Below are 10922 nucleotides of genomic sequence, written 5' to 3' on the forward strand. Positions count from 1 at the left end.
CCAAATCACTACCCCTTGCTTCAAAGATTCTTTCATTAATGAAGATAACACAACCCGACAAGGTAACGCCTCAAGAAGAACTCACTCTCTGAATACAGAGTTTGTAGTGGCAAAATTCTTCGTTTCTAAAAATACTTTCGCTTGTTCAGCTATTTTCAGAAGATTAAGTGATAAACTCAAGACAATAGAACCATTCTCTTACGAATGGGGAAAGGTGGCGATGGTATGGCAGAAGCAAAGAAATTTGACTGGATTTCTCTTCTCGTAGGTTTCGTTCTTGTTATTGGTGGAGTCTTCTCTTTGAGTCATCCTCTGTCGACATTCTTAACCCTTGCAATTATGCTTGGTATAGTAGTTCTTGTAAGAGGGATCATGTTGATAGTTGCATTTTTTAAGTTGGAGAACAGAACCGGTGCAAAGGTATTTTTCGCCTTGATACTCGGGATATTGTTGGCTATTACCGGAATCATATTCCTTTTTAGGCCTCTCTTTGCAGCGAATGTATTTGCTTTTATTATTGCTATATGGTTTATAGTCGATGCTATCAACAATCTTATAAACGCCGAAGGGCTAAAACCTGCCGGAAAGGGAATTTACTTTCTAAGTATAATATTAAACGTGTTCGTTCTAATTGGCGGTGTAATTCTTGTCCTGCATCCTTTAATTGCAGGTCTTTCTGTTGCGATAATGATCGGAATTACTCTGCTGGTTTTCGGTACGAACCACATAGTGTTGGCATTTATCGGCAAGGAGTCAGAAAAATAGAGTCTGTATTTATTCCTTTTGTTCGTCCACATAAGTAGTCTATAAAGCTAGACGGGAGTGGGCAGCAAACCCCATTCCCATTCTTATTTATCTGTTACTGTCTATAATTCTATTTCTGAGAAAAGTATGGGTACATAATGATTACGTTTGGCTCCGGAAATGTCTCTTACTGCTTGAATCAAAATGAAATTCTCTGCATCTGCTGTTTGAAAATGTCTGAACAGTTTGCTTATCGGAAGAGCTTGCTTTAGAATTCATTTTGTAGCCTTCAATTCAACCGCCAGAGGAGGTAAACGAGTGAGAAAACTGACATTAGTTATTGTTGTGTTGGTTTTCCGTTTCGTAGGATGTACCGAATTCCTTCTTTCGCCTGAAAAGAACAATGGACTGGTTATTTCAGGCAGAAGCATGGAGTTTTCGCATGTTCTTGATTCTAAAGTTGTTTTTTCAACAGAGGCGACAGTTTCAGCAGTCATATGTCAGACTGCTTTGAAGCAATATCCTGGGAAAGTAAATATGGATTTGTGAGTTTGAATGCCTTTGGTCTTTCGACAGCTATTGCAGATGGAATTAATGAGAAGGGTTTGTCTTTGAGTGCCCTTTGATTGCCAGAAACTGAGTATAAAGAGGATGTCCCCTCTTCAGATCCTTCGAAGGTAATAGAGTTGTTCGATCTTCCGGCGTGGATTCTTGTGAATTTCGACAATCTTGATTCTTTGAAGAGAGCTCTCAGCGAGTTAACCATGTGGGGAGAAGTGAATGAATTGCTCCAGGAAGTACCTCCTCTTCATTTGTCTTTACAGGATAGTTCCGGTGGAAGTATGGTTCTTGAATTTACTGATGGTGAGGTGATTGTTTACGAAAATCCAAATGGAGTTCTGACAAATTCTCCTGAACTTCCGTGGCACCTGTCTAATTTGAGGAATTATGTGAATCTAAGCCCTTATATGAAAGAAACAGAGATAAATGGAATAACGTATTAGGGAATGGGTTTTGGCAGTGGTTATGTTGGAATTCCGGGAGACGTAACCCCTCCTTCTAGATTTGTTAGGATAAGTTTCTTAAGAGAGTTTTCTAATCCCGTCGAAACGGAAGAGGAGGGATTAATGCTTGCTCTTCATCTTCTAAATACAGTGGCTATTCCTTCCGGAGTTTCTGAAATAGAAGAAAGTAGTACAGAAGCTTTTGAAAGTACTCAATGGGTTACGATAAGAGACAATAAGAAGCTTAAACTGTATTTTAGAACCTATGATTGTGCCTCGCTAGTTGTTGTCGATTTGAATGAAGTCGACTTCTCTTACGGCACTGAGCATGAACCTATAGATGTAGATAAGCCGTTTTCGGCTATTGATGTCTGTAATTTATTCTTATTCTGAAATGGTTGCATAAGCAAGAATTATGAGTTGCTCGAAGTTTCTTTGTATCCCATGAGGAGAGTAATTCGCTTTTATCTGTATCCTAATATATCTTTATAAATAATAATAATTAGGTATGTTCAAAACTCGTTGAAAACCCTTGGAACGCTTTGCTGTGGTGGAATTGACTGCATGTTCATAACTTTCCGGCTTTGAACGAAGTGCGTAGAAAAGCCCTAGAGATCACTCCAGGAAAGAAATACAAATCTGTTCAAAATCCAATGTCTGTAACCGTTTGTTTTAGCGCAAAGAGAAGAATCTCAAGGTTTTTGAATGGAATAGAGCAAGATAGCAGATGTTCAAAAGTTTTAGTGAGTGAATAGAAAATGCACAAGTCATTGCTAGAATTGACCTTTGAAAATGCAGTTTTGAACCCCCGAGAGAGGCCGACTTGAGAATGGTTTCGTCGAAAAGTCGGTAGTTTTGAACATCGTGTGTTCAAAAAGCTGGTAGATTAAGAAATTGATTTCTCAAATTTGTGAAGAAAGGGAAGTCTGTTTCTGAAAGCTACAAAGAATAAACAGGGCACCGAGGATGTAGCTGGACTTTGGCTGCAGCGCCCTGTTCTGGTACAACTCCCGTTAAGTGAGCTTAGCCCCTTCTGATTCCGGCAAGCCCTTCATAAGTCTTCCTGAGGGAACAGTACGACTCTTTGAAGAGGCTGTACAGTTTCAGGTAGCGCTCTTGCTCATCCCGGATCGGTTCAATCCTATCCACGTCTTCAATGAATTTGCGAACCGCCGAGAAATTGAAAAGACCCGAACCAACACCGGCAATTATCGCTGCTCCGATTGAGGTTGCTTCATCTACGTTTTCCGGAACGGTCAGTGTCTTTCCAAGAACGTTTGCTAGAACTTTCTTCCATATATTGCTCTTTATTCCTCCGCCGATTACCCTGATACTGGTGATTGGCAGAGACTCCTCCAGGGTATCGAGAATCCATTTGAGATTCATTGAAACGCCCTCGATAACGGCCCGGACCATATCTAGCTTCTTGTGAGAGGCAGACAAACCAATAAATGTTCCCCTGGCATTGGAGTCCCAGATTGGGCTTCTCTCACCCAGCAGATATGGAAGATAGATGATCGGTTCGCCGTGACTTGAAGAATCGAGCAGCACTCTGTCCAGATAGCTGTAAACGTCTTGTTCGTTCCGATACAGGAAGTTATCCCCATACAGCATGTCTTTAATCCAGCTGTACGAGCTGCCACCGGCTTGCATGGTTCCCGAGGGGAAGTAATGTCCTTCGATCGCATGGGCTCCGGTGAAAACCCGCATTTGCCTATCCAGTAAGGGTTCTTTCGTTATCGTTGAGATCCACGATGAAGATCCGAGATAGAGATAAGTATCGCCGACTTCAACTGCACCTGCCCCTACAGCTGCACTGCAGCCATCTCCAGCCCCCAGAATCACTCTACAGGATTCAGAGAGACCAAGATCTCTGGCCACATCAGACTTAATCTTCCCAAGATCGGTAATTGAGGGGAGAGCCTCGGGTAATTTCGAATTGTCGACTTTGAGGGCTGAGATCATCTCGGGAGACCACGAGAGTTTCGAGATATCAAATAGAGACGTCATAACCGCATCAGAAAAATCCGTTGCGAATTTGCCGGTGAGGCGCAGGTTTATGTAATCCTTTGCTTGAAGAAACTTGTATGTACCTTCATATACATCCGGCTCGTTCATTCTCAGCCAGGCGATTTTCAGTCCCTGATAAGTTGGAGAGAGCCTTGAACCGGTTATTCTGTAGATCTCACTCTCTGAGAAAGTCGAGAGAAGAGCTTTCACTTGCTCAGAACTTCTTGAATCTGCCCAGATTATTGCTCTCCTGAGCAATCCACCGGATTTGTCTACAGGTACAACCGCCATCATCTGACCGCTTATACTTACGGCCGAGAGATCTTCTGCGGAAATTCCGGATTTACTGACAAGATCTGAAGTAGCCCGGCAGAAGGAAGTCCACCACGCTTCGGGATCTTGTTCAACCATTCCTGGGCCGGGATAGAAAGTCTCATAGCCGAAAAAGGACGAAGCCACAAGGTTTCCAGTCTCGCTGAATAGAGTTGCCTTATCGCCTGTCGTTCCAAGGTCGTGAGCCATTATATACTTCAAGATAAAACCTCTCTTTCGGCCGCAAATAGAACTCAGGACTTAAATGGAACCCATTCACGGTCTTTTATTGAATCCCAGTCTGCATCAAAATTATCAATGGCCTTCAGTGTTCCGCTGTGTGCAAAGAACTCACCGTACATAGTTACGGGAAGCGACATACCGTATATTGGGAGTTCAGCCATTTTAGAGATTTGAGTTAGGGTCTTGAAGCTTGCCGCGATGAGCTTAGTCTCATAATCTCCGTTTGTAATAACCTTTTGCATACTCTCCACAACCGAGAGGTCAATCCCTAGGTTCTCTATTCTGTTTGCGTATGGGGCAACGTAATCGGCACCTGCTTCGGCTGACATTAGTACCTGCGGCACCGAGAAAACACCAGTAATCAGGGCAGGGATCTTCAGCTGCTTGAATTCTCTTAGAACTCTAATGCCCGTTCTGGAGAAGGGAATCTTGAGTATTATCCTTTTGGGATCGAGTTTGAAGAGCTCCTTTCCTTCTCTTATCACTTCGTCGTAGTTTCTTGAGGCACACTGAACGAAGAGAGAGCCAGAGAATCTCTTCAGCATCTCCTGAATGATTTCAAGAGGCCTCCTTCCAGTTCTCTTCAAAATACTCGGATTAGTGCTGATTCCGGAGAAGAATCCTAGATCGAACAATTCACTTATAGCTTCTACGTTTCCGTCATCAATAAACAGTCTCATAGATACCTCCATTTGATTCTTTGCTCTTTCATGGCAGATCGGTCCGCCCTGGGTATTTGACGACAAATTCCTTGTAGATCTCTATGGCGCTGCTTGAACCAAAGATATCCGCTCCAGCAGCGACGAAATCCTCTACCTGAGATAGGGTCTTCACTCCGCCGGATACCTTTATTCCCTTCTTGTCTCCAACAACGCTCTTGATTGTCTTGACGTCATCGACTGTGGTTGCTCTGGAGCCATATCCAGTTCCTGTCTTCACATAATCAACGTGCGGCAGATTAAGGAGTATAGAACAAGCCTTCTCTATCTCTTTACTTTCGAGATAAGAGACTTCAATGATCACTTTACAGGTAATACCCTTAAGCAGTCCTGAAAGATATGAGATCTCCTCTTCAAAGTAATTCCAGTCACCCGACTTCATTGCCGATATGTTTGCCGTTATGTCAATATCCCTGACTTCAGGACCTAGTGCCAGAGCTTCATTTATCATGTAAGCCTTTGTTTCGGTTGAATCAAATCCGAAAGGGAAGCCCGATCCACAAGCCGCCGAGATATCTTTACCCCGAACGCTGGCTACTACTTTGTCCATCAAATACCAGGGAACTACAACCGCTCTGAAATCGCAAGCAACACTTTCTTCAATGAAAATCTCCGCCTCTCGCCTTGTTGCGGAAGCCTTCAGAAGAGTGCTGTCAAACCTTTTTTGAAAACTTTTAATTGTCTGCAAAGATGCACCTCCAAGATCAAATCAAACAAAAAGCTCCAGGAAACCCAAAGAACAATCATGAGAGCGTTCTCACTAATTCATACAATACCATTATAACCACAAAACACAAAAAAACGAACAGTCAATTTAGGAGGTAATTTAGTCAATGTTGGTAAACTTGACATAACTTAAGAGAATAAGCTAGAATAGATCAAAGCATATGATACCGTTATCACAACGCGGTATTTATTTGCCGCGAGTATTCTTGGAAGGTGATTGAGTATGGCAGCGACGCTGGACGATATAGCAAGAGAGACAGGGCTTTCCCGGGCAACGGTGGCTAGAGTAATGGGAAAGTACGGATATGTCAGCAAAGAAGCAAAAGAGAAGGTCTTAGCAGTCGCCGAGAGACTCAAGTACAAGCCGAACTACATTGCGAGAAGCATGGTTACTGGAGAGACTAAGAACATAGGATTGATTGTAGGTGACATTCAGAATCCCTTTTTCTCTACAATTGCAAGATCCATAAGCGATGTAATAGTACCTGAAGGATACAGTCTGATTGTTACGAGTACAGATGAAAGACTGGATGTTGAAATAATCTCTATAGATAAGTTCTTTCAGAAGCAAGTAGATGGATTGATTCTCGCTCCCGTTTCACGAACTAACTCCGACCATCTGAGAGAGTTGGTCAAAGCAAAGACCCCGATCGTTCTCATTGACAGGGTTATTGAAGATCTAGACGTAGACATGGTAGTCAGCGATGACGTTGGTGGTGGCTTTGAGGCGACCGAATACTTGCTGGAACTTGGCCATCGAAATATAGGCTTCCTGTCGGATACTCTCGATATCAGCACCAACTACGATCGAATTGCGGGTTATCAGAAAGCGCTTGAGGCGCACGGAATAGAACTAGACCCTTCCTGGATAAAACTCGGAGGGTTCAGAGTAGATGGCGCTTACAAGAGCGGTGTGTCTCTTTTAAGCCGCAACAAGGACCTGACGGCAGTTATTGCGACAAACAACTACATGGTTGCGGGGTTGCTTCTAGCTGCAAAGGACATGGAAATAAGAGTTCCAGAGGATTTGTCCGTTGTGAGCTTTGACGATATAGTTTGGTTTGACCTGACTAACCCACCAATAACCTCGGTCGCTCAGAATACGAGAGAGATGGGGAACCTGTCTGCCAGACGAATTCTGATGAGTATAAGAGGTCAGAGAAACGAAACGGAGCTTACCAGACTTCCTACAAAGCTGGTAATTAGGGAATCATGTGCAGCACCGAGAAAGTGATTAAACTTCTTGATAGATATTTGGAGGTGTTTGGATTGACACTGGATGATTTTTTGACGGATGCGAAACAGAGCGTATTGTTTACAGCCCCATCTCTTGAGAAAGACCTTTCTGCCTTTCTCGAAGAACATGCCGGAAGGATTAAGGAGCTGGCAAAAACTGCTTTAGATAAAGGTTATAAGCAGATCTACTGGGTGGGAAGCGGCAATTCTTGGTGTAACCTCTACTCTGGGGATTATATCCTTAACAAGATGACTGATGTGCCCTCGAAATACTACAAGAGCTACGACTTCATTTGGGAGAACCCTGCAAGGCTTGATAAGGAGGCGCTTGTGGTACTTGCTTCTTTTTCGGGGAATACCGAAGACACGGCAGCCGCGCTGAGATTAGCCAATGAAAAGGAAGCTACAACGATTGCATTCACAAGTAAACCAGACAGCATACTTGCAAGAGAAGCAGACGAGGCAATCGTGTACAACTCGAATGGCCTATTTATTCTACCTCTTGCGGGAGCTTTCATATTCAGTCTCGAAATCGCGAGACTAAAGGGAAAAGACGTATCAAAGCAGTTGGAGCAGATAGCGATGATGCCAAAATTTTTAGGCAGGATCTACAAGGAAGAGGAACCGAGGGCTTATCGACTCGCAAGAAAGTATCAGGACTGCGATCTCTTCTATGTTCTTGCAAGTGGAGCGGCCTATGCGATAGGCTACAAATTTGGACTCACGGTATTCATGGAGAACATGAGAATCAACGCTTCTTTCATGGAAACCTCCGAATTTAGACACGGCCCTGCCGAAATGCTAGACGGCCATAAGCCTGTAATGGTCTTCCTTGTTGGAACTGACGAATCGAGAGACATGAGTGAGAGAGTTATAAAGATTGCAGAATCTAATGGCGCAGAGGTTATTCGGTTCGATGCAAAGGATTATGGCGACTTCGATCCGCTGTTTGCCCCGTTCCTTCTGATGATCCCCTTGCAGTGGTTTGCAGTCTATTCTGCGTACTACAGAGGCATCTTCGATCTCGATGAAAGAGTTCTCATGGGAAGAGGAAAGATGTCCACTGGCAGTCAGATAACCTGGCCATGATAAGAAAAAAACAGAGATAGTAGGTGGGATAAATGAGATTCGAGAACGTGTTGGTTGTAGATCCAATAGACGGTGAGTTTGTTGGAAGAGTAAAGATAGAAGGAAACGTGATCTCTGAAGTGGAGCGGATTACCGGAACCATGGAGTACGAGGGGATAATTATGCCGGGATTCGTCGATCCCCATACGCACGGTTCTGTGGGAGTTGACGCGCTTTCCATGAATGAGAAAGGTCTCAGGAAGTGGGAAGAGTTTCTTTATTCTCAAGGAGTGACTTACTTTCTTCCAACCACGATGTCCTCGACTCCTTCGGCTGTCCTTTCCGCAGCCAGAACGGTTAAAGACTATCTGGACGACAATCCGGAGACTTCGGTAGGGGGAGTTCATTATGAAGGCCCCTACTTAAGTCTCAAAAGGAAGGGAGCACAGAATCCAGAACTTATAAGAAGGATAAATCTTGAGGAGATAGAAGAGACCCTCATAGAGCCGGTAAGGCTAATTACTATAGCTCCAGAACTGGAACGTTTTTCACAGGCGCAAGATCTAATACAAAAACGAAATATTACTGTGTCGCTAGGCCACACAGATGCATCTTTTGATGACATGGAAAGAGCATATAATCAAGGTTGCGATAGAATCACGCACTTTCCGAACGGAATGAATACTCTTCACCACAGGGATCTGGGCTGTGTGGGAGCTGTGCTGTCGCTTCCCTTCTCCGTAGAGATGATTATGGATGGAATCCACTCCTTGCCGGGCTTTGTGAAGCTCGTTTACGACATTAAAGGCGCTTCAAAGATCATGATAGTTACCGATACGATTGACGCCACGGCTATGCCCGATGGGGAATATGAACTCGGCGGACAGAAGGTTATACTCAAGAACGGAAGACCAAGGCTCGAGGACGGTACAATAGCCGCAGCCGTTCTTGTCTTCAGCGAAGCCGTAAGGAATTTCAAAACATTTACAAACTGTTCCCTCAAAGAGCTCGCTAGAGTATCGTCTTTCAACGCCTTGAGCTCTCTGAAGATAGAGGATAGAGGAAGACTATCGAGAGGCTACAAAGCAGATCTTGTCCTGCTGAACGAGGATCTTCAAGTAAAGCAAACTGTTCTGGGTGGGAGGACTGTTTTCAAATACTGAGTAGAGTACATTCTACCTGATTTCGGGGGAATCCAGTGAAACCGATAAAAGTCTACATTATTGACAATGGAACAGCAGAGATCAAGACTCTTTCCGAGAGGATTTCAAATCTCAGGTGGAATATCCATGTTGAAACGGTTTCTGAGGATCCTTTTCTCGGAGGAAGGGCTTCAGAAAGTAATCAGTGCTTCACGCTGAACAAGTCTCTCAGGGTTAAGTATGAAGGCTTCTCAAGCCTGATAGACGATCTGATCTTTCTCGTAAGTCTTGACGATCCTTCCAGGCCGGGAAGAATTGTTGAGGCTAATAATAGTGCAGCCGAGAAGCTTGGATATTCTTATGAGGAGCTTCAAGAGATGAGTTTTTACACGATAGCAGGTGATCTTGATTCAGAGATGAGGAAGATCAGAGCCGATCTGCAGGTTAAGGGGATGTGTACGACCGATTCATTCCTTACTATGAAAAGTGGAGATAAGCTTCAGGTGGAGCTTTGCATGAAGGTGCTCGATCTAAACGAAAGCATAGTAACGATGGTCGTGGCCAGAGATACCAGTGCCTTCAGAAAGATGGCAACAGAACTTCAATGGCGAAAAAACTTTGAACGCGTGATCTCAGAGGTTTCGGGAACACTGAAGGAGTTCGAGAACATAGATGATGCGATAGATAAGGCGCTCAAACATCTCGGAGAGCTGACTTCAGCCGACAGGTCTAACGTATTCCTTCTTGATTACAGGAACGAGCTGGTTAGAAATACCCACGAATGGTGCAAAGAAAGCGTCAGAAGCGCAAAACCTTTTCTTCAGAAGATGCCCTTCAAGGAGTTTCCCTGGTGGATGAAGGAGCTTCAGAAGGGCGAAGTGCTTTCCTACGTAGTTAATGAGCTCCCTGAAGAGGCAAACAGAGAGGCCGTCGTTCTGGCTCGGCAGGGCATAGTCTCGCTAGTAGTAATTCCGATCTATTCAAGGCAAAGGCTGATCGGTTTTGTTGGCCTTGAGAGGCTTTTCGGGCAGTTTGAGTGGAGTAAAGCAGATATTGAGCTCCTTGAAGTATTCGCTGGACTAATATCGGGAGTAATCGAGTACTCGAGATTCATGTGAACGTTCATCGGCATCCTGATGTTAGTCTCTTAGAACCGTTCTGGGGTCTAGGGTTTGGTAAGAGCGTTAGAAGCTGTTCAGGGAGAGGCTGTTTGTTCCGATGCTGCACGTTCAGGTTCTTCGTCATTGGTCAAGATTCCGCAATGCTCAAGCCAGAGCCGTCCTTGGGCCTTCGTCTCAGAGCTTGAACCCGTCCTTCGAAAGAGCAGTTGCGAGTTGCATGTTCCAAGTTGCAAGCATAAGAACCGCTGTGCGCTTAAGAACAAGGACCCGCTGGTCGCTGCTCAAAACAACGTTGTCCGTCAACGGTCCCCAGGTTCTCTTGCTCTTTCCTACCACCAACCCGCTATCGGTGAGTAGCCCAGGGGGATTTCACCCCCAGGCCCTCTCAGAACCGGACTTGAATCTCTCGATTCATCCGGCTCCCATTATCCAGCCATATAGAATATCCCCATTGTCCAGTGTACAAATAGATGAGGCTCCCTGCGAGCAAGAGCTTCTAGCCACTTACCCGCTTTTGTAAGACCTCTCCTTTTCTTGTACTTGTTTCTTACCCACTGAACTAAGGCTTTGTTTAGCCGACTCAGTACTGTATACATT

General features: G+C 44.4%; 9 protein-coding genes and 2 pseudogenes. 7 read left to right on the top strand and 4 right to left on the bottom strand.

Annotated elements, in window-relative coordinates; all coding sequences use genetic code 11:
- Window positions 1–225 precede the first annotated feature (225 nt).
- The 3 genes and pseudogenes from RJ60_RS12905 to RJ60_RS16345 all read left to right on the top strand — a co-directional run bounded on the left by RJ60_RS12905 (window position 226) and on the right by RJ60_RS16345 (window position 2141).
- Window positions 226–765, top strand: a complete 540-nt coding sequence (locus tag RJ60_RS12905) for an HdeD family acid-resistance protein (protein WP_103134974.1) — start codon at window positions 226–228, stop codon at window positions 763–765.
- Between the two features lie 297 nt (window positions 766–1062).
- On the top strand, window positions 1063–1293 hold the full coding sequence (locus RJ60_RS12910) for a hypothetical protein (RefSeq protein ID WP_103134975.1): 231 nt from the start codon (window positions 1063–1065) through the stop codon (window positions 1291–1293).
- A gap of 137 nt (window positions 1294–1430) precedes the next feature.
- Window positions 1431–2141: pseudogene (locus RJ60_RS16345) on the top strand (linear amide C-N hydrolase).
- 630 nt (window positions 2142–2771) lie between these two features.
- Here RJ60_RS16345 and RJ60_RS12925 read toward each other — a convergent pair.
- Genes RJ60_RS12925 through deoC form a run of 3 tightly spaced genes read right to left on the bottom strand, consistent with a single transcriptional unit; the run spans window position 2772 to window position 5720 of the window.
- Window positions 2772–4292 carry an FGGY-family carbohydrate kinase gene (locus tag RJ60_RS12925; RefSeq protein ID WP_103134978.1) on the bottom strand — a complete coding sequence of 507 codons (1521 nt, stop codon included), beginning with the start codon at window positions 4290–4292 and terminating at the stop codon, window positions 2772–2774.
- 32 nt (window positions 4293–4324) lie between these two features.
- Window positions 4325–4993, bottom strand: coding sequence for a transaldolase family protein (locus tag RJ60_RS12930; protein WP_103134979.1), 669 nt, complete (start codon window positions 4991–4993; stop codon window positions 4325–4327).
- 28 nt (window positions 4994–5021) lie between these two features.
- On the bottom strand, window positions 5022–5720 hold the full coding sequence (deoC, locus tag RJ60_RS12935; protein ID WP_103134980.1) for a deoxyribose-phosphate aldolase: 699 nt from the start codon (window positions 5718–5720) through the stop codon (window positions 5022–5024).
- A 261-nt stretch (window positions 5721–5981) separates the two neighbouring features.
- On the opposite strand from deoC, the gene RJ60_RS12940 reads away from it, so the two are divergent.
- The 4 genes from RJ60_RS12940 to RJ60_RS12955 are packed head-to-tail and all read left to right on the top strand — an operon-like array spanning window position 5982 to window position 10322.
- Window positions 5982–6992: a LacI family DNA-binding transcriptional regulator gene (locus tag RJ60_RS12940; protein WP_103134981.1), complete on the top strand. Its 1011-nt coding sequence runs from the start codon at window positions 5982–5984 to the stop codon at window positions 6990–6992.
- A 26-nt stretch (window positions 6993–7018) separates the two neighbouring features.
- Entirely contained in the window at window positions 7019–8083 is a 1065-nt protein-coding gene (locus RJ60_RS12945) for an SIS domain-containing protein (protein ID WP_258006328.1), read from the top strand.
- A gap of 32 nt (window positions 8084–8115) precedes the next feature.
- Window positions 8116–9225, top strand: coding sequence for an N-acetylglucosamine-6-phosphate deacetylase (gene nagA, locus RJ60_RS12950; RefSeq protein WP_103134983.1), 1110 nt, complete (start codon window positions 8116–8118; stop codon window positions 9223–9225).
- Between the two features lie 35 nt (window positions 9226–9260).
- A complete protein-coding gene (locus tag RJ60_RS12955) occupies window positions 9261–10322 on the top strand; it encodes a GAF domain-containing protein (RefSeq protein WP_103134984.1) in 1062 nt (353 codons plus the stop codon).
- A gap of 428 nt (window positions 10323–10750) precedes the next feature.
- On the opposite strand, the pseudogene RJ60_RS16435 reads toward RJ60_RS12955, so the two are convergent.
- A pseudogene (locus RJ60_RS16435) lies at window positions 10751–10922 on the bottom strand (group II intron reverse transcriptase/maturase); the annotation flags it as partial.

Source organism: Mesotoga sp. B105.6.4, from assembly GCF_002896535.1.
Taxonomy (GTDB): Bacteria; Thermotogota; Thermotogae; order Petrotogales; family Kosmotogaceae; genus Mesotoga.

Bases quoted from the DNA above. Each gene is read 5' to 3' on its own strand.
- RJ60_RS12905 (WP_103134974.1), top strand. From the start codon at position 226: ATGGCAGAAGCAAAGAAATTTGACTGGATTTCTCTTCTCGTAGGTTTC.
- RJ60_RS12930 (WP_103134979.1), bottom strand. From the start codon at position 4,993: ATGAGACTGTTTATTGATGACGGAAACGTAGAAGCTATAAGTGAATTG.
- RJ60_RS12940 (WP_103134981.1), top strand. From the start codon at position 5,982: ATGGCAGCGACGCTGGACGATATAGCAAGAGAGACAGGGCTTTCCCGG.
- nagA (WP_103134983.1), top strand. From the start codon at position 8,116: ATGAGATTCGAGAACGTGTTGGTTGTAGATCCAATAGACGGTGAGTTT.